This is a genomic window from Flavobacterium sp. GSB-24, assembly GCF_027924665.1.
In the GTDB taxonomy this organism is placed as follows: domain Bacteria; phylum Bacteroidota; class Bacteroidia; order Flavobacteriales; family Flavobacteriaceae; genus Flavobacterium.
On the sequence record NZ_AP027043.1, the window covers coordinates 3,536,224 to 3,555,081 of the forward strand.

Genomic DNA, 18,858 nt, shown 5'->3' on the forward strand with positions numbered 1-18,858 from the left:
ATTCTTGCCATATGCATACCCTTTTAGTGAAAGAATCTGGTAATTAATTAGATTTTTTTTGTTTAATGTTATTTGATGAAAGTTAAACAATGGCTATCTTTATAATGAAATACAGCTTCTTGCAAGCTGCTATTGCAAAGCGGCACATTAATTTAAATTTTACGCAATGGAAAAAATAGTGGTTATCGGGGGCAGCAGGGGGATTGGAAGCGCAATACTGCTGCAGCAGTTAGAAAAAAAGCAGGTTTTTAATATCAGCAGGACTCCGCCTGAAGTTTCACATCCTGATTTGATCCATCATAGGGCAGATATTCTCCATGACAGCCTTCCAGAAATTGAAAGTATCGATGCGCTTATTTATTGTCCGGGATCTATAAACCTGAAACCTATTTTAAGTCTGGGTGCCGATGATTTCAGAAGTGACTTTGAAATCAATGTCATCGGCGCGGTAAAAGCCATTCAGCACTATCTGCCGGCTTTAAAAAAAGCAGCAAATCCCTCCATTGTCCTTTTCAGCACCATAGCGGTAAAACTCGGGATGCCTTATCATGCCAGTACAGCCGCCGCAAAAGGCGGTGTAGAGGGACTTGTGAAATCATTGGGCGCAGAGCTGGCACCGGCTATCCGCATTAATGCCATTGCGCCGACCATTACAGAAACATCATTATCATCTTCGATACTCAGAAATGACCGCATGAAAGAAAATATGTTAGAGCGCCATCCGCTTAAAAATTATTTAAAACCCCAGGAAGTGGCGCAGATGGCAGATTATCTGATCTCTAAAGCGGCTGGATCAATCTCGGGCCAGATTTTTCAGATGGATTATGGCCTGGTGAGTTTTAAAATATAATTGAGCATAGATGAAAATTCTATTGACAGGCGCGACAGGATATATCGGCAAAAGGCTTCTGCCTTTACTGCTGGATCAGGGATACGAAGCGGTCTGCTGCGTGAGAGATAAAAGCACGTTTTACTATCCCCAAAAACACGCAGAAAACATCCAGCTTCTCGAAGTTGATTTTTTTGGATCCGCTTAGCGTAGAGAAAATTCCCGATGATATCGATGCGGCCTATTATCTCATTCATTCCATGTCCGGAGCGGCTAATTATGATGAGCTGGAAAGTATTTCTGCCCATTATTTCAAGAATAAAATAAACAGAACAAAGGCCGGACAGATCATCTACCTAAGCGGTATTGCCAGCGGCAAATCTTTATCCAGACATCTATCTTCCAGAAAAGCCGTAGAAGAAATTTTAAAAAGCGGAAGAACCCCGGCCACCACACTCAGGGCGGTAATTATTGCAGGGTAGGGAAGCGCTTCGTTTGAAATCATACGTGATCTGGTCCATAAACTCCCGGTGATGATTACCCCGAAATGGCTCAACACCAAATGCCAGCCTATTGCCATTGCCGATGTTTTGGAGTTTTTAATCCGCTCGCTGCTCAATGCTGAAACCTATAACGAAAGTTTTGATATCGGCGGACCCGATATCCTTACCTATAAAGAAATGCTGCTGGGGTTTGCCCATGCGAAAAAACTCAAAAGATATATTTATACCCTGCCGGTTATGACCCCTAAATTGTCATCCTACTGGCTGAAAAATTATTATTTTCTGACAGTTGGAAACGGCTGAATTAATTTCCCTATAATTGAATCCTTTATAATAAGAAGTTATCGTTTTATTTTCTTATGCTGAGATTTTATAAAAATTAAATTATTGTTAATTTTAATTTTTAAAATATACTTTTTGGTATATTTGTGCCCTAATTAATTTACAATGCTTAGTAAGGCTGAAAGAACTAAACAATTTATACTTGAAACCGCGGTGCCGCTTTATAATGAAAAGGGGATATCCGGGGTGAATATAGATGATGTCCTGGAAGCTACAAAACTTACAAAGGGATGTCTTTACGGCCATTTTGAAAATAAAGAAGATTTATCCGAGCAGGTGATTGATTTGTCTTTAAAAATGGTTTCAGATAGAATCAGGGCGGCAGTTTACCAGGCTAAAACAATAAAAGGTAAAGTGTCTGCATTTTTAGATTTCTACAAAAACCCAATCGAAACTTATATTTCCGGAGGCTGTCCGATATTTAATACTGCGGTGGAAGCAGATGACAATTATCCTCTTATAAAAGAAAAAGTAGCCAAAGTAGTCCGTAGCGGCCAGCAGGAATTAACGGCTCTGCTGCAGGAAGGAATCAATACGGGTGAATTTTCAAGTAAACTTGATCCTGCGGTCTTTGCGTTTAAATTGACAGCTTCGGTTGAAGGCGGTATTGTAATGTGCAGAGTTATGGGGACGGCAAAACCAATGCAGGGACTTGTGAAAAGCCTAAAATCTGAATTGGAACAATACGTCTTATAATTTTTTTTTGATTAAAAATATACCAAAAAGTTTATTTTAAAATATACTAAAAAGTCTAAAAATAGAATTGATTAATTTGATAACTAAAGAATAAAAAATAATTTAAATAGAAATAAAAATGAAAACAGCAGGCAATACAATATTCATTAGCGGGGGAAGTGCCGGTATAGGATTGGCAGTTGCAAAAAAATTAAGCAGCTCAGGCAATAAAATAATAATTAACGGGCGCAGTGGAGAACGTCTGCAGAGTGCTTTAAAACAATTGGATAATGCAGCGGCTATACAAGGGGATTTATCTCTGGAAGCCGATAGAATTCGAATTGCGGAACAGTTAAAAGAGCATTACCCGGAAGTAAATCTAATCATTAACAATGCCGGTGCAGCGTTCAGTTATCTTTTAAGTGAAACTTTAAATGCCCACCAGAAAGCCGCAATAGAGATGAATACCAATTATTTGAGCGTAATTCATTTCACGGAGCTTTTACTGCCGCACTTACTGCAGAAAAAAGAATCTGCGGTTGTTAATATTTCTTCTATTGCCGTATTTGCAAGCCATAAATTGCTTCCAACTTATGGAGCCTCTAAAGCGGCACTTCACAGTTATACCGCCGCACTCCGATCCACTTATGAAGAAGAGAAAAATCTTCAAATCTATGAAGTCTATCCCCCGCTGGTCAATACTGAATTTTCAGCTGAGATAGGAGGGGCACAGGGCATTTCGCCGGACCAGGTTGCAGATGAATTGTTTTTGGCTCTTGAAAAAAATCAGTTTGATGTTCCGGTTGGCGATTCTAAACAATTCTTTAAATAAACCATTATGGACATAAAAGGCAAAACGATATTGATCACCGGAGGCGCTTCCGGTATTGGGTTTGAAGCGGCCAAACAGTTCTTGGCACTCGGAGCCAAAGTAATCATTACGGGAAGAAATCAGGCCAAATTGGATGCCGCTAAAAAAGCATATCCAGCCATCACAGCAATTCAAAGTGATGCGGCAGATAAAGAAGATGCAAAATTTCTTTTTAACAAAGTAAGAGAACTCGGAGGTATTGACATTTTATACAATAATGCCGCCGTACTTGCACCGCCGTCAAATTTAGGTATCCCAAGTGACAGACATATTGAAGGTGCCGCTTACGAAATGCAGGTCAATTACATAGGCGTTATAAGGCTTAATAACCTGTTTATGGACATGTTGCAGTCCAGAAAAGAAGCCGCGATAATAAATACAACATCAATACTCAGTCAGGCCCCGTCATTGATTGAAGCCACCTATTCTTCTTCTAAAACCGCGCTGGCTTTCTACACCGTGTCGCTTCGTGAGCATTTGAAGATAATAGGAAGTCACGTAAAAATATTTGAACTGATCCCGCCGCTTGTTGCCACAGAAATGACCGCAGACCGGAAAGATAAAAAAATATCGGTTCAGGAAATGGTAAAAGGACTTATAGACGGGCTTGAGAAGGAAAATTATACCATACGCGTGGGCGATGCGAAACTCTTCAGCCTGGTTAACAGGTTTTTTCCAAAAACAGCCTTTAGATTAATTAACCCTAAGAAAAGCCATCAGCTTTTAAAAAACTAATATGAAAGCATTTATAATAAATAAATATACTAAAGCAGGTCTGCAGCTTGCAGATGTTCCAGATCCAGCTGTGGGCAATAATGATGTTTTAATTGAAGTCTATGCCGCAGGGGTTAATCTTTTGGATTCCAAAATAAAAACAGGAGAGTTTAAATTGATGCTTCCCTATAAAATGCCTATGATTCTGGGGCATGATGTGGCGGGTATTGTGGTCAAAACAGGTAAAAATGCCACAAAATTTAAAGTCGGGGACCACGTATATTCCCGCCCAGCGGATTACCATGCAGGGACTTTTGCCGAGTATATTGCCGTGAATGAAAAAGATGCGGCATTCAAGCCCAAAAACATTTCTATGAACCAGGCGGCTTCTATTCCGCTGGCTGCGCTCACGGCATGGCAGGCATTGGTAGAGCTTTCGGGTTTGAAAAAGGGTCAGAAAGTATTTATCCAGGCAGGTTCAGGAGGTGTTGGAACCATAGCGATACAGCTGGCAAAACACTTAGGTGCAGTCGTTGCCACTACAGCCAGTGCAAAAAGTTTTGAACTGCTGAAAAACCTCGGTGCTGATATACTTATTGATTATAAAACCAATGATTTTGAGCATATGCTTAAAGATTATGATGTTGTTCTGAACAGCCAGGATCAGAAAACACTTGAAAAATCATTAAACGTTTTAAAACCTCACGGAAAGGCAGTCTCCATTTCAGGACCGCCGACACCTGAGTTTGCAAAAGAGATAGGACTGCCGTGGCATTTGAGCATAATTATGTCCCTGCTTAGTTTTGGTGTAAGAAATAAGGCTAAAAAGAAGCGTGTGAACTTTAGTTTTCTATTTATGAGAGCTGAAGGAAGCCAGCTGCAGGAAATTACAAAACTTATTGAAAATGGAATTATTAGACCAGTAGTAGATAAAGTATTTGTTTTTGAACAGACCAACCAGGCCCTGGAGTATGTAGAAAGCGGGCGCGCTAAAGGTAAGGTTGTAATACAGATAAAAAGTGAGAACCAGCAGATGCACAGTGTAAAACCTCATTGATCAATGCAGGTTTTACCCTCAGGCGGCAATAATTTTTTAATCCACACCAATGCAGAGAATTAACCACAGGCCCAATGATGCCGCTGAGTATCATCTGAATCGGTACCAGCATAATGTGCCGAGGTTTTCCCTTTACCAGATTGAGGCTTATTTAAAAAAATACGATAAGAAAAGAAGGATAGCCCATGCCGCGAACCACTATCAGATCATCTGGTTTAAAAAGGGAAATGGCCGCTATTTTGTCAATTTTAAAGCCTGCGATATTGACCGGAACACTCTTTTTTTTCTAACTGAAAATGATAATCATTATTTTGACAGAAATACCGGTTACAGCGGGGTTTTGATTCAGTTCAATGAAGAGTTTCTGATCCGGGACAGCAGGGATGCCGCGTTTTTTTCGGGACACAGCCTGCCCGATACACACATTCAGCCTGCTTGTTCACTTACCGCAGAGGATGCCTTTATTTTAGATGAATATTTACAGCTGATCAAAAATGAATTAGAAGATAAAAATCAAAACAGCCATGAAGAGCTATTAAGGTCTTACCTCAAAGCATTTCTTATTCAGCTTCACTACAGATGGAAAAAAACGGCTGCACTTGATGGGCGACGGATTTCACCTAAGGATAAAAAGCAGCAGCAATTAATAAAATTTGTTGATCTGGTAGAAGAAAATTATAAAAAAGACCTTAAAGTTTCTGATTATGCAGAACTAATGCAGATATCATCAAGGACATTATCGGGCCTTACCAGAGAATTGGCAGATAAAAGCCCCTCGGAGATTATCTGCGAAAGGATTATAAAAGAAGCGCAAAGAATGCTCCTTGACACTAATTGGAATATCAGTAAAATTGGATATTCTCTGGGCTTTGATGATGATTCCTATTTTGTAAAATATTTTAAAAGATACGAAGGCATCCCGCCTTTGGATTTCAGAAGGGCTCCCTTGAAGCAAATATCGTAAGGCTCAGTGATGCTGATCCTGCCAGGACCGGTTTATTTGGTCCGGAAAAAAATGTTTTATTTCAGGAAAGTTAATTTCATAATGTCTTATTGTTTATCCGCATAAGACCTTTTATGGTTATCAGGCTATGGTCGTTATCCGGATTAAGAAAGATGCAGCCCTCAGGTACAGACCAGCATGCAGATTACTGCTGTTTCAATCAAAAAACAGGCTGTCCCGATTAATATCAGCAGATGCTGGCATTCTGCCCCGGTTAGCCGCACAGCAGCATTTTGCCCGGCTGGACTTTAGAGGATGACGGCTATTGGTCTGCCTGCCCGGTGGTATTTTCTTCCCCTGCAGGATTCTCTTCTGCAGCCGGCTGCCGGGGCGTTTTTTTCATCAGCAGGTAGAAATCCCTCAGGTGCCAGAAGGCGGGACAGCGGTCAACAGGGCCGCTGAAGTTTCTGATGGTCAAATAGCAGCTTCTCAGAAATACCTGCGTATCGGTGATATTGGCCCACGCGGTAAGCCTTACTTCTTTGGGCGGGGGATTATGCTCAAAATATCTTTTTATCTCTTCAGGGTTCATGGGGCAAAATTAGGCAAAAAGTGCTGTCCTGTCAAGGGGGCGGTGGCATATCGCGCGGATTGTCCTGCGGGGCGGAAAAAATAAAACCCGTCAGTATAGATCTATAAAGACGGGCCTGTCCATAAACATAATCTTCCAAAAAATGTTTATTTAAATTATCAGCCGGGCACTGCCGGTATTTTGAAATGCAGCAGATTAGCTGTTTTATGAATCTTCTGATCGCTTAATTGGCCGCGCTCTGCACGGCATAGGTATTAAACTGCAGAATCAGGATATTATTGCCTTGCCTTGTCCTGTAATTCAAGGCTCGGATCGGAATCTCTTTTTTGGGCGGGAATAATGCTTTCTTTTAACAGCTCCCAGCATTTTTTTATAATCTGCATACCTGCACCGCAATACTGTCCATGAAAGATTCTGGATAGATTTTTTCGGATCCTGCCGCAGGGTTTTCTGATTTTTCCATTTTTGTTTTTCTGCCGTAAGTTATTGGGGGCAGTATGTCCTTTTCAGACCGGCAGAAGACCCCCTGCCGGTAAAGGAAAGCTGATGATCAGAAGAAAGTTTTTCCTGTAAATGCGGTTCAGCCCCCGGATGCCCTTTTTTTTATTTCTTCTGCCGCCCTGAGCTCTATACAGCCAAGGGCGCAGATAACTGCCGTTTCAGCCAGAAAATAGGCTGTCCCGATTATGGTCAGCGGATCACGGTATTGAATCACAAGTCCGATTACCACAGCGCAGTAGAGCAGGTTTGCAAGGCCGATAATTTTTATAAACAGTGTCTGCATCCTTTTTAAAAGAAGAAAGCACACAGCCGAATAAATACAGAAACAGACTGCTGCTTTACAAAGGAAGGCCAAGACGGTTTTGGGCATTCCGAAATATTCGCTGAAGTGCCGCAGTATTATAAACAGCAGAAATGCTGTCAGGGCCGCTCCTGCGGAGTCAATAAGGAAAAGTTTTTTTGGGTTTTCTGCCAGATAGCCTGTAAGGTTTTTTATTGTTCTTTTCACTGCTTTTGCTTTTGCTTTTGCTGTTGTTGTTGTTGTTGTTGTTGTTGTTGTTGTTGTTGTTGTTGTTGTTGTTGTTGTTGTTGTTGTTGTTGTTGTTGTTGTTGTTGTTGTTGTTGTTGTTGTTGTTGTTGTTGTTGTTGTTGTTAGGAGGAATGGATGTGTTGTGATGAAAGAGGGTTTGGGGGGAGCGGGCTGTGTTTTGTTTTTGGGTTGATATTGTATTTGATATTGTATTTGATTCTTTTTTGGTTTGGTATTTTTTTTGGAGCTTTTTCCCGCTATTCGTTTCAATCTTCTGCGCCGAACCCCGGCGCAGAAGGATTTTCACTGCTATCGGGGCTAGGGGAGCAGTGTGGCGAGTTTTGACTTTGCAAAACTGCACATTCTAATCCACTCAGAGATAATTCATTTTTTAAACTCAGTAGACCGATAATAAAATTGCTTAGTAATGTTTCGAACTTAAGCATGGTTTTCTTACAGTGTTTTACATTTTCTGTTAGAAATAAGTGCACCGATTCAGCACCTAGTTTCAAATAGAACTATTCCGATATTTATTCTCTTATGGCGTTGGATCATTATAAGCTCTTTTGCCTCTGCCTCCTATATATTTATCTGATGCTAAGTGTTCTAAGTTATCACAAGTCTTATAGACATTGACTAGAGGATCTTTGTTTTCCCTTTCTCGTCTTTGCCAAAATAGATAACATTCACCTTTTTTTAAAATTTCTATACATTCAAAATATAATGCATTACTCTCATCGGTGATATCTTCGTGCATTATATCTTTTGATGTACTGTTAGTTTGTGATATATAAGCCGTGGGATTGGAACCCCACTCATCTGCAATAATACAAGTACTTTGATCAAGTATTATTCTTGTAAAAACATGAAAATCGCTTGGACAATCATCCATTCTTTCTCGACAAAGCTGGATTTTTAAATTTTTAGTATTTGCCATAAGATAAGAAAAAACGAGAGATGCGGATTCGTGGCAGTTGCCTCCCATTGCTATTTCGGCGGCGGCAGCTCGGAGCGTGATTTTCTTAAGTTCACTGAAATCGTCTTGATTTTCTTCGGCATACATATCTCGAGCATAATCTGACCGTCCTAGACTTTCAGAATCTGACTGTAGAATATCCTCAATAATACTTCCAGAACCAAATTTTAATATTCTTTTTACTTGCAGAATTGTTTCATTGGCAATCTGCATGATTTCATTTAATTCCATTTTTTTTGTCATCTTAGGTAATCGATTTGTTTTCAATTGAACATTGAAGTTCTCAGTTGTTTTGAATCATGTTGGACTAAAGAGAAAAATTTAACTGAAGTTGGTTACGTTTTTTCGAATAGGACTAATTTTCAGGTAATTCAATGTTATCTAGCCTAAATGCTCTTAATAATTCAATAGGATCAGTGCCTCCGATTAAGATTGAGCAGATTTTACCCTCCGGATCCGCTATTGGACTTCCACTTGCTCCTTCGTAGTATTCGTGTGGATTAATCTCCCGCGAAGGTTTGAAATAATTAAACAGATCGTCCTGCTTTTCAAGTTCTAAATACAATTCATGGCATAAATACTGAGGTAAAAGCAATTGATCTCCAGATTTTAAAAATTCGAAATTATTTAAAACGGCAAAACCGTAGGCTTCGTCTTTAACTGCTTGTACAAATGCTCCCTGATAGCAGATAAATTCAAATGACATTTTTGGAGTTTCACTATTTTGTGCAAACTCTAAAGGGAGAACACTGTAAGCATAATCAATTCCGCCCTCCTGATAAAAAATCTTGAATTCGCCTGTGCTAATTACGGCAGTCTTGTTATCGTGAACATGTTTTGTTTCAATAAATGAACCTTTTTGCGGTGTTCCATGTCCGGCGGTAATTACCAAAACTGGCGAGTCTTGGGATTTTCTGTAGAGAAAACCGGAGCTTCTTCCCGTTAATGTACCATCATCGTTCCAATGGCAAATCCTGAAAGTGAGTTTCAGCATTTGATCTATGAATTTTTTTTCTCCTGCTTTGTTTTTTTTAGACATAAAAGACTATTTGATGTTGTGGAAGCAAATGTACATAAAGTGATTTTTAGCGGAATAGGGGTAATCACTTATTTTGCAGGCTAACCGATGAGCGCGTTCGAAATCTGCGATGCAATCCGATGTATAGCTACAGGCTGCAATTAAACTTAGGGATGTGCTGTTATGCCTTGAAGTGTCTGCGCCGCCAAAAAAAGCCAGCTTTAAGCCGGCTTTAGTATGTTTAGCTGATTGTGCTCTTCTTCATGCGTTTCTTTATCTGATAGTGATTTCTATTGAGCGCTTTGAAAGACTTTTAAATGAAAATGAGAAGCACAAACAAGAACTTTGGAAAAGAAACAGCAGAAAACTGATGTGCTGTATGCTTGTTTTTCTGTTTCTTTTTTTACTCCTCTATCAAATTTAATTCATTCTTAGGACATTGCATAAATAAATAAATAAATAAATAAATAAATAAATATTCAAAATTTCATTCTGTGGCGCGGTAGATTAATTTCATGCTCCTGCGGATAAGGCTGGCGATGGGTGCTGCTGATATCCTGTTTGATATTATGCTGCGTGGTATACCTTTTTTCCGAGTCCGAATATCTTGGATCAGGGATAAAAGGCATTTTCGCCATTCTGGAAATGGTGATGGTTGGGAAATGATAGTCAATTTCCACGGTTCCCAAAAGCAGGTAGCAGCCTCCTCCCTGAAATGGATTATTTGCCAGACTATCAGGGAAATGTGCAGTATCAAAATAGGCTCCCTCATTATCGATCCATGTTCCGAAATACATATTGCCCCTTTTGGTCGGCACCTGCTTGGTTGAAATAAGATACGCCAGCATACGTACCTGCTTTTTATGGTATTTTAAGAGGTCGCGCACCATCACATCCCCTCGGTGTCTTGTCTGCAGCAGATCAAAAACGGTGCAGGAAACGGGAAAATTCAGAAGCTCAATTTCATCAAAGGCATCCTCAAATACCGAGCGCTCCAGAACAGGCAGTTTGAATTCTTTGGCAGGCTGTTCAATGAGCATAAGCCCGCGGTTTTCAGGTTTGAAATTATTCATCAAAAGGCTTACCTGCACCAGCAGCTGATTTTTGGTTTTTCCCGTAAAGCGGAAAGCGCCTATAAAAATAAGCACCTTTACATTCTCGATGCCCATAGGAACACGGTTTATGAAATCCTCCAGTGACTTGTACACGCCGTTTCTCTCACGCTCAAAAGCGATGAACTGCGAGAGTTTGGAATCCAGTCCCTGCAGGTGCATAAAGCCCAGATAAATGTCGCTGCCGTAAAGCGCGGTTTCATATCCGCTTTTATTCACGCAGGGGGTATGGATAACAGCGCCGGCCATTCTGGCTTCGTGCACGTAGATTTCAGTACGGTAAAATCCTCCCTGATTATTTATGACGGCAACCATAAATTCAATAGGGTAGTGCACTTTCAGATATAGGCTCTGGTAGCTTTCCACGGCATAGGAGGCAGAATGCGCCTTGCAGAAAGAGTAGCCTGCAAAGGATTCGATCTGGCGGTAGATTTCCTGGCTCAGCGCTTCGGGATGCCCTTTTGCCGCGGCTGCAATAAAGAAATCATCCTTTACTTTCTGAAGTGCGGCTTTTGAGCGTCCCTTGCCCGACATGGCACGTCTGAGGATATCGCCGTCGGCGGCTGAGAGCCCGCCGTAATGCAGGGCAATTTTTATCACGTCCTCCTGATACACCATAATGCCATAGGTTTCTCCGAGCTCTTTTTCAAAAACAGGATGAAAATATTCAAATCTTGACGGGTTGTTATGTCGGAAGATGTATTCCTTCATCATTCCCGACTGCGCCACTCCCGGGCGGATAATCGATGATGCCGCCACAAGAGTTTTATAATTATCGCATTTCAGACGGCGTAAAAGTCCTCGCATCGCTGGGCTTTCGATGTAAAAGCATCCGATTGTCCTGCCCTCAGCAAGATACACGTTTGTGGACTGTTCGTTTTTTGATATTCTCGTGTCGCGGATATTAATGCGTATTCCTCTGTTCTGCTCAATTATTTTTACCGTGTCATCAATATGCCCGATGCCTCTCTGGCTGAGGATGTCAAATTTATCAAAACCGATATCCTCTGCCGTATGCATGTCAAAGAGCACTATCGGGAATCCTTTCGGTGGCATTTCCAGTGGCGTATAATTGGTCAGCGGCTCTTCCGAGATCAGGATTCCGCAGGAATGCATGCTTCTCATATTGGGATATTTTTCGAGCATCAGACCGTATTGCTGCACCAGTTTGACAATGGAGTTGGTCTGGTGGAGCTTCATGGGATTTTTTGCCAGCATATCCAGCTCGTCTTTGGGCAGTCCGAATACCTTGCCGACCTCGCGGAAAATTGAGCGGTATTTGAATTCCACATTGGTGCCGCAGAAAGCCACATTCTCATAACCGTAGCGGTCGAAGATGTATTTCAGAATCACATCACGCTCTTTCCACGACCAGTCGATATCAAAATCAGGAGGGCTTTTGCGGTTTTCATTCAGAAAGCGCTCGAAATACAGGTCAAGCTCCAAAGGGCAGATGTCCGTAATTCCCAGACAGTAGGCAATAATGCTGTTAGCGCCCGAACCCCTTCCGATATGCAGGAAACCGCGGCTGCTGCTGTAGCGTATGATGTCCCAGGTAATGAGGAAATAGCCGCTGAATTCAAGATCATTGATGACTTTAAGCTCTTTCTCCACACGCGCTTTTGCTTCGGCGTTATGTCTTCCGTAACGCCAGACCAGACCTTCTTCGGCCAGAGTGGTCAAAAGGGCAATATCCCCCTTTTTATTTTTGGTATAATGCTTTTTGTTTCTTGGACTCTCGAAATCGTACTTAAAATTACAGTGATCGATGATGTACCGTGTATTCTGGATGATCTCGGGATAATCTTTATACAGCCCGATAAGTTCCGATTCGGGAATCATCATATCGGATTTTCTGCAGCAGTCATCAGGATCGAGCTTGGACAGAAGCTCATTGAGGTCAACAGCGCGCAGGATCCTATGCAGGTTGTATTCCCTTTTAGTGCGGAATACCACCGGCTGAAGCACGACCATTTTGAAAATCCTTTTTTTAAGCTCAGGCATAAAAAGCCTGCCGAGCTGGTCAGGCTGGATGCCGATATATTCATTTTCGCCGAGCTCTGCCGGCGCATTTTCCAGAGCATATATAAAATAAACCGATTCAAAAGCCGGGGCTTTTTCCGGCAGGGGATTTCCGCTGAAATTATGATCGGTCAGAAAACGGTTCATCTGGGCAAGTCCTGAAGCATTTTTGGCCAGACCGATATAGCGAAATTTATGCCTGCAGCGGAATTCTATCCCAACAAGCGGTTTTATGCCTAAAGCTTCGCAGCCTTTTATAAAATCATAAATCCCTGTAACGGTATTGATGTCGGTCAAGGCTGCCGCCGTGACAGCGCAATCCGCTGTCTGTCTTATCAGATCATCCAGCGGAATGGTGCCGTAGCGCAGCGAATGAAAAGAGTGGCAGTTGAGGTACATGATTTATTTTTTGCGTTTTAAAATTTCGTCTTTAGTATTGGGTTTGAAAGAGGCGACGGCGCATCTCATTACGGCATCAAAGCCGTAACGGGTCTTCATTCTGTCCATAGCCTGATAGAGTGCCAGCATTTCCTCGGTATCATTGAAAAGGTCAATCTGGTATGTTCCCCTGACCAGTCCGCTGAAGCGGACTCCGATAAGACGCAACCTCATTCGGCGCTGATACAGTTTGGTAAAGAGATCAGTGACGGTCTGGGTCAGAATATGATCCGCTGAGGTGTACGGAACTCTAGACTGTTTGGTCTCGGTATCAAAATTGGCATATCTGATCTTCACGGTCACCGTTGAGGTGAGCCACTCTTCTGCGCGCAGCTGGTAGGCGAGTTTCTCCACCATGCCCTGCAGGATTCTGTTCAATTTTAGTATATCAATGGTGTCCTGAGAAAAGGTATGTTCGGTTGAAATTGACTTTCTTTCCGTGTAGGGTTCCACAGGATTGTTGTCAATTCCATTGGCTTTTTTCCAGAGTTCGGTTCCGTTTTTGCCGATCATCTGCTGCAGGGATTCGGCAGGCATTTCAGAGAGTGTCTGGATGGTTCGGATTCCGATTCGCGAAAGAAGCTCGAAGGTTTTCTGGCCGACCATCGGGATTTTTCTAATGGAGAGCGGATTCAAAAAGGACTGTACCAAATGTTCGGGTATTTCAAGGTTCTGTTTCTGCTTGCCTTCGCCGGTTCCGATTTTCGAAACGGTTTTATTTACCGAAAGCGCAAAGGTGAGGGGAAGTCCTGTTTCTTTTGTGATGCGCTGTGCCAGCTCATCAGTCCATCTGTAGCTGCCGTAGAATTTATCCATGCCGGTAATGTCCAGATAAAATTCATCAATGCTGGCTTTTTCCACCACGGGCGCCTTTTCCTGGATGATCTCTGTAATGTCGTGGGAAAGCCTGGAGTAGAGTTCCATATCGCCTTTCATGATTTTGGCCTGCGGGCATAGTTTCATGGCCATGTGGATGGGCATGGCAGAGCGCACGCCTAATCGTCTGGCTTCATAGGAGCACGAGGCCACAACACCCCTGTCACCGCCCCCGATAATCAGCGGTATGCCATGAAGCTCTGAATTGGCCAGTCTTTCGCAGGACACGAAAAACGTATTCATATCGATATGTACAATGGACCTTTCCATACTCTTTTATCATTTTATACATGACAAAATTAGTACAGATAAGAACATTTTTAAATTTTTACATGTTACAAATAGCAACAAAATTTAAAATTCCTTGTTTTACAGAAGGTTCGGGGGATGGCGGTTTGGGGCGGTTTTGGGTTTATTCAGAATTTTCGGCTGGGTGGGGTGCAGGGAAGTTGGAGTGTGGTGGTTGTGGTTGTGAGGGGGGATGATGGTGGTATGCTGCGGGAGGGTTTGGGGAGTGGGGTGTGTTTAGTATTGTTTTTGGGTTTGACGTTGTTTTGTTTTTGATATTATATTTAGGTTTAATGTTTTTTTTTAGGATTTGATATTGTTATTGGTTTGATTTTGTTATTGGTTTGATTTTGTTTGATTTTGTTTTTTGTATTTGATTTTTGTATTTGATTTTTGTATTTGATTTTTTTTGGTTTGATATTGTTTTTTTGGAGCTTTTTCCCGCTATGCGTTGCAATCTTCTGCGCCGAACCCCGGCGCAGAAGGATTTCCACTGCTATCGGGGCTAAAAACATGAAATCTATTTTGTATGTTTCGGCTTTTAGTTTATCAATGATAATTTCATAAATGGTTTACAAATCTTTTATGTTAATTCTTTTAGGAAAGCCAGCACGTTTCCACTATCTGTTATCGAAAGCTCATATACATTAAAACCTTCAGTATTATAATCATCTATGTTTATTGATGCCAAGAAAAATTGAAAATCTTGTTTTTCATTATGAATCGCTTTTAACAACACGTTAATTCCAGCATAGTCAATACTGCTGAAACCAGTTTTTTCAATCAATAAAATTGTCGAATTAAATTTTGAATAATAGTGTGCAATTTTTATTGTTATCTCTAGAATTACCCGCAGAGTTTCACCATGAGATAAAGATGAAAAAGGACGGTAAAAGTCATTTCTGGGTCCATTAAATTTTACTATGATGTCGTTACTTTCCTTATCATAGTCGATATCATTGAAAAAAAGCTTTTTATCTTTGGTTATTGAGCCTATAATATTAATAAGTTCATTTTCTGTCAGCTTGAAGTATGATGAAACTAGTGAAATATTTGATTTTTCATCTCTTTCTTTTGAAGGCATTTCACTGAGGTGGTCCCAATAACTTTTGCTTATGTAAAGAATTGACATAGTTGGGAGAAGAAATGGCATCGAAGCATTGTTGAAGGAGTATGATAGCTTATCTTGGCGGTCAATTGAAATATTGAATTTATTTGACTTATTTTTAAAATAATGAATATTGCAGAAGGAATTTACCTTTGGCCGGCTTGAACTAGTCCATCTATCCAGATATGATTTATCTGAAAGAGATGCAATTAATTCAAGTACAAGAGACTTTCCAACTCCATTGTTTCCGTAAATGATATTTCGGTCAGTAAAATTCAATGTGACTTCTTTATCGATTTTTCCAAAATTTGATAGTTCAATTTTGGTAATAAGCCCATTTTCAACATTTAACCCTGACTGCTTTAGTCTTATTTTTTCTTCATGCGCCTGTTTGATATCCTTAAGATATTCAATTGTGAATCTTTTCTCGTCACGGTCAATTAAAGTTGCATGGTCACTGCATAACCAAATTCCATTATCTGCAGCACTGCGCTGTTGGGGAGTTAGACTGCTGTCATACCTTCTGCTGCCAGTTCCGCCTGATGCGGCAGAAATATGAGCGGCCTGACCGGTTAAGCTTACTGCCGTCCCGCTCTCACTAGAAGGCCCAACAGTAAGTTTGCTGCAAATCGAGCATAGATAGCCGGCGCTTTGCGCAAGGTATCTTTTGGTGGATGCTGAAAATTCGTCTCTAGGCATAATGAATATTGAAATTATTGTTTGTGAAAGTCTTGATTTACTTTTTTATGGTCACCACAAAAAAACATTTACAATTGCTGGAAACCATAACCGGATTCTTGAATAAAATCTATGAGTTGCAGGCAAATATTAAGATTGTTTTAAATTGCTGACTTTCTCATTTATTAAAAAAAGGTTTTTCTTTAATTGATCATTAAATTTTTAAATGGCCGTGAACATCTGTAGAAAGAGCCAATTGCCCAAATCCGTTGTAGTTGTTACCTGCTGTTTTATCTGCTAAGTAAAGTTTTAAGTAAGTTTTCTTTAGTGGTTCCTAAAATTCTTTGTTTTTCAGAACTAAATATATTTTCAGCACTGAATTCTATAATATCAGGGTTTTTTTGAGAAATATTATTTACATTAAAATTCAATTTGTACTCCGAGGATTTTAATGGAGAATTTTTCCCGCCGAAAATTAATGAGATATGTATATTGCCATTATTTTTTTCTTTTAGCTCATCTAGATTAAAGACGATTTTTTCATTAATGCTTTCTGGTTTTCCAAAATGCAGCGTTTTAATGTAATTTCCGCTTTCGTATTTATGTCCGCCCAAAGAATAATATTTCCATGCATCCATGTTCTTAAATGAGCCTTCAAAGACAGCCTCATGACAGATTAAACTGAACTCGACATCATACTCATTTTGTAGTTCAGAAAAGTTTAGAATGTAAACAGTGATATCAAGATAAACTCTTGCAGCATCATAATTGCCAAATTTGTCAAATGCAATATAACCTTCGATTTGAGGAAATGAGATTTTTCTAAACAATGCTTCTACCAGGTAATGCGGTGCTGGTTTGGTTTGTCCATCCAGTCTCGCCCAATAGGTATTTTTAAATTGATGCGGGCTGTAATTGCTTTGCTGTATTTCAAAAATATATAAGTATAGATTATTGTTTTCTATTATTTTAACATTCACATTTACAGGCAGCGGTGTTATGGAGTCTGAGATTCTGCTTATTAAAGAATCTTTCTCTATTAATTCCATTACCGGTGATAGTTCACCTTGAAAGATAGTTCTATCACCTTGTTTTTTTGCCAATGGTGCGCCCCAAATCAATATGCCTCCATTGGAGTTTAAAAATGCGCAGATTGCTCTTGCAGCTCCTTCAAAATTTTTATTGAAATTTCCATATTGCGCGTGATACGCTTTGAATTCAATCTTATCTGATTCTTCTTTCTCTGAGGCAAAGTAATCCGATATATCTGCATAAGTCAATTCATCTAAATCTTTGCCAAAATAATTATGCGAATAGTTGTTCATTCTCTTAGTTTGTTTTAAAAGCTGTGTTTTTGAATTATACTTTGGCAAAATATCACGTAACGTTCTGACACTTGGCAAGGTTAGGAATAAAGATGCGGGATTTTTCGATTAAACATAAATTTTCCAAATACAAAAACATCTTCAAATTCAGTCTAAAATATAATTTCATGCGGCAGTTATTGTGAACTTCCTATTTTACGGACTGTAATTCAGTTAAATACTGCCTGCAGTACTTTCTTTCGTGATTCTTATTAATATTTTTAACTATGTTTTTTCCTGCACATATCACTAAACCTACTTCTAAAGCTTCTTTTATATATTCTGCGGTGGTTGCATTTGTATTTTCTAAAAGGATATATGCAGATAATCCGCAAGCAACAGCTTCAATGCCATATTCTGCTAATTCACCTGACCAATCTGCAAAGTTTTTTTTATAAGAATCACTAAACTCATTGGGACTGATACCTTTTCCAATTTTATCGTACATCATATCCAATTCACTTTGAAAGGCAGACTGTCTGGCTTTAAAATCAGGTTTGTTTCTAATTTCAATTACTTTATCAATGCTAATTTTAGAAAAGTCTAAGGGCAGATTATATTGAATTATGCTTTTGGCAACTTCTATTTTATTGTCATTAGTGACATCTTTTGACCTTATAGCCATAGACAAATTATCTAAATATCTATTGTCAGTTATAGGTGAAGCCTCTTTTTCGTAAGCTTCTTCTTGTGCTAAAAAAGTCATATATATTTCACCTAAACTTCTAGAAATATCAATTCCGTTTTTAGAATCTTTTGCCAGACCGTTTCGCTGGCAGAACCATTTCCATTCCGAAACATACTTTTCGTCAAACAGGGTGTAGTTCTGCTGTTCTCTATTGATCCAATTTCTAACAATATTTGGTGAATGTAATTCATCAGCAAATAAATGAGGATTTTCCAAAACTTTAGTTACATAATCAATAGCCTTGCTTGTTGCTCTCATTCCGGCACCAGTACCAAGGGGTTGCAGGTTCAATAAATCGGTTTCAGATTGCAGTTTTCTGTATAATTTTGATAGGAAACCCATTCCAGTGTCTGGAATTATTGGACTAAAGTTATCTATATATAAAAGTGCAAACTTGAGCCAGTTTATATCATGAGATTCAAAGTTTGGATAATAGATTAGTTTTTTCATTTATTAATTAGGTTTTAATTTAGCTCTCCCGCAAGTAATTTATATCGTTTATAAAATGGCGCCGATACAGCTTTAGCTGGGGTTATGTTTTTGGTAAGGTTTTTAAGCGAATATAAGAATAATTACCAAATCTTTTGAGCTGCGTGGCAATAGGTATTACTAATTAATTTGAGCTTGCGTCTTCTGCAATGCTATGCAACTTCGGGAGCCAGTTTTTGGAATTCATGCTGAATCCGGCAGCACTTCTTTATTGATGCTCTTTATCTGCCGTATTCCAATTGCTT

General features: G+C 39.9%; 18 protein-coding genes. 9 read left to right on the forward strand and 9 right to left on the reverse strand.

The window, feature by feature from the left end; translation table 11 throughout:
• Positions 1 to 166 precede the first annotated feature (166 nt).
• The 9 genes from QMG60_RS15315 to QMG60_RS15345 all read left to right on the forward strand — a co-directional run bounded on the left by QMG60_RS15315 (position 167) and on the right by QMG60_RS15345 (position 5,955).
• Positions 167 to 850 carry an SDR family oxidoreductase gene (locus QMG60_RS15315; RefSeq protein WP_281865524.1) on the forward strand — a complete coding sequence of 228 codons (684 nt, stop codon included), beginning with the start codon at positions 167 to 169 and terminating at the stop codon, positions 848 to 850.
• 10 nt (positions 851 to 860) lie between these two features.
• Entirely contained in the window at positions 861 to 1,037 is a 177-nt protein-coding gene (locus QMG60_RS22690; protein WP_348773898.1) for an NAD-dependent epimerase/dehydratase family protein, read from the forward strand.
• The gene (locus QMG60_RS22695) at positions 1,024 to 1,311 is read left to right on the forward strand and encodes a hypothetical protein (RefSeq protein WP_348773899.1); all 288 of its coding nucleotides are present in this window, start codon (positions 1,024 to 1,026) and stop codon (positions 1,309 to 1,311) included. The genes QMG60_RS22690 and QMG60_RS22695 overlap by 14 nt, the downstream gene beginning before the upstream one ends.
• 51 nt (positions 1,312 to 1,362) lie before the next feature.
• Complete coding sequence (locus QMG60_RS22700; protein WP_348773900.1) at positions 1,363 to 1,635, forward strand: hypothetical protein; 273 nt, start codon at positions 1,363 to 1,365, stop codon at positions 1,633 to 1,635.
• Between the two features lie 144 nt (positions 1,636 to 1,779).
• Positions 1,780 to 2,370 (forward strand): TetR/AcrR family transcriptional regulator, encoded by a 591-nt coding sequence (locus QMG60_RS15325; protein ID WP_281865525.1) that lies wholly within the window; start codon positions 1,780 to 1,782, stop codon positions 2,368 to 2,370.
• 118 nt (positions 2,371 to 2,488) lie between these two features.
• Positions 2,489 to 3,181 (forward strand): SDR family NAD(P)-dependent oxidoreductase, encoded by a 693-nt coding sequence (locus QMG60_RS15330; RefSeq protein ID WP_281865526.1) that lies wholly within the window; start codon positions 2,489 to 2,491, stop codon positions 3,179 to 3,181.
• Between the two features lie 6 nt (positions 3,182 to 3,187).
• Complete coding sequence (locus QMG60_RS15335) at positions 3,188 to 3,955, forward strand: SDR family NAD(P)-dependent oxidoreductase (protein WP_281865527.1); 768 nt, start codon at positions 3,188 to 3,190, stop codon at positions 3,953 to 3,955.
• Between the two features lies 1 nt (position 3,956).
• Positions 3,957 to 4,991 (forward strand): NADP-dependent oxidoreductase, encoded by a 1,035-nt coding sequence (locus tag QMG60_RS15340; protein ID WP_281865528.1) that lies wholly within the window; start codon positions 3,957 to 3,959, stop codon positions 4,989 to 4,991.
• A 49-nt stretch (positions 4,992 to 5,040) separates the two neighbouring features.
• Entirely contained in the window at positions 5,041 to 5,955 is a 915-nt protein-coding gene (locus QMG60_RS15345; RefSeq protein WP_281865529.1) for an AraC family transcriptional regulator, read from the forward strand.
• Between the two features lie 301 nt (positions 5,956 to 6,256).
• Here the strand turns inward: QMG60_RS15345 and QMG60_RS15350 are convergent, their stop codons facing one another.
• The 9 genes from QMG60_RS15350 to QMG60_RS15390 form a co-directional block, all read right to left on the reverse strand.
• Positions 6,257 to 6,526, reverse strand: coding sequence for a hypothetical protein (locus tag QMG60_RS15350; RefSeq protein ID WP_281865530.1), 270 nt, complete (start codon positions 6,524 to 6,526; stop codon positions 6,257 to 6,259).
• Between the two features lie 580 nt (positions 6,527 to 7,106).
• Entirely contained in the window at positions 7,107 to 7,826 is a 720-nt protein-coding gene (locus tag QMG60_RS15355; RefSeq protein WP_281865531.1) for a hypothetical protein, read from the reverse strand.
• Between the two features lie 268 nt (positions 7,827 to 8,094).
• Positions 8,095 to 8,763 (reverse strand): hypothetical protein, encoded by a 669-nt coding sequence (locus QMG60_RS15360; protein WP_281865532.1) that lies wholly within the window; start codon positions 8,761 to 8,763, stop codon positions 8,095 to 8,097.
• Between the two features lie 124 nt (positions 8,764 to 8,887).
• Positions 8,888 to 9,571 carry a hypothetical protein gene (locus tag QMG60_RS15365; RefSeq protein ID WP_281865533.1) on the reverse strand — a complete coding sequence of 228 codons (684 nt, stop codon included), beginning with the start codon at positions 9,569 to 9,571 and terminating at the stop codon, positions 8,888 to 8,890.
• Between the two features lie 458 nt (positions 9,572 to 10,029).
• Entirely contained in the window at positions 10,030 to 13,083 is a 3,054-nt protein-coding gene (gene dnaE, locus QMG60_RS15370) for a DNA polymerase III subunit alpha (protein WP_281865534.1), read from the reverse strand.
• Positions 13,084 to 13,086: 3 nt separating this feature from the next.
• Positions 13,087 to 14,268, reverse strand: a complete 1,182-nt coding sequence (dinB, locus tag QMG60_RS15375) for a DNA polymerase IV (RefSeq protein ID WP_281865535.1) — start codon at positions 14,266 to 14,268, stop codon at positions 13,087 to 13,089.
• 601 nt (positions 14,269 to 14,869) lie between these two features.
• Positions 14,870 to 16,093 (reverse strand): AAA family ATPase, encoded by a 1,224-nt coding sequence (locus QMG60_RS15380; protein ID WP_281865536.1) that lies wholly within the window; start codon positions 16,091 to 16,093, stop codon positions 14,870 to 14,872.
• Between the two features lie 269 nt (positions 16,094 to 16,362).
• Positions 16,363 to 17,397, reverse strand: coding sequence for an ATP-binding protein (locus tag QMG60_RS15385; protein WP_281865537.1), 1,035 nt, complete (start codon positions 17,395 to 17,397; stop codon positions 16,363 to 16,365).
• 190 nt (positions 17,398 to 17,587) lie between these two features.
• Positions 17,588 to 18,574 (reverse strand): hypothetical protein, encoded by a 987-nt coding sequence (locus QMG60_RS15390; protein ID WP_281865538.1) that lies wholly within the window; start codon positions 18,572 to 18,574, stop codon positions 17,588 to 17,590.
• Positions 18,575 to 18,858 lie beyond the last annotated feature (284 nt).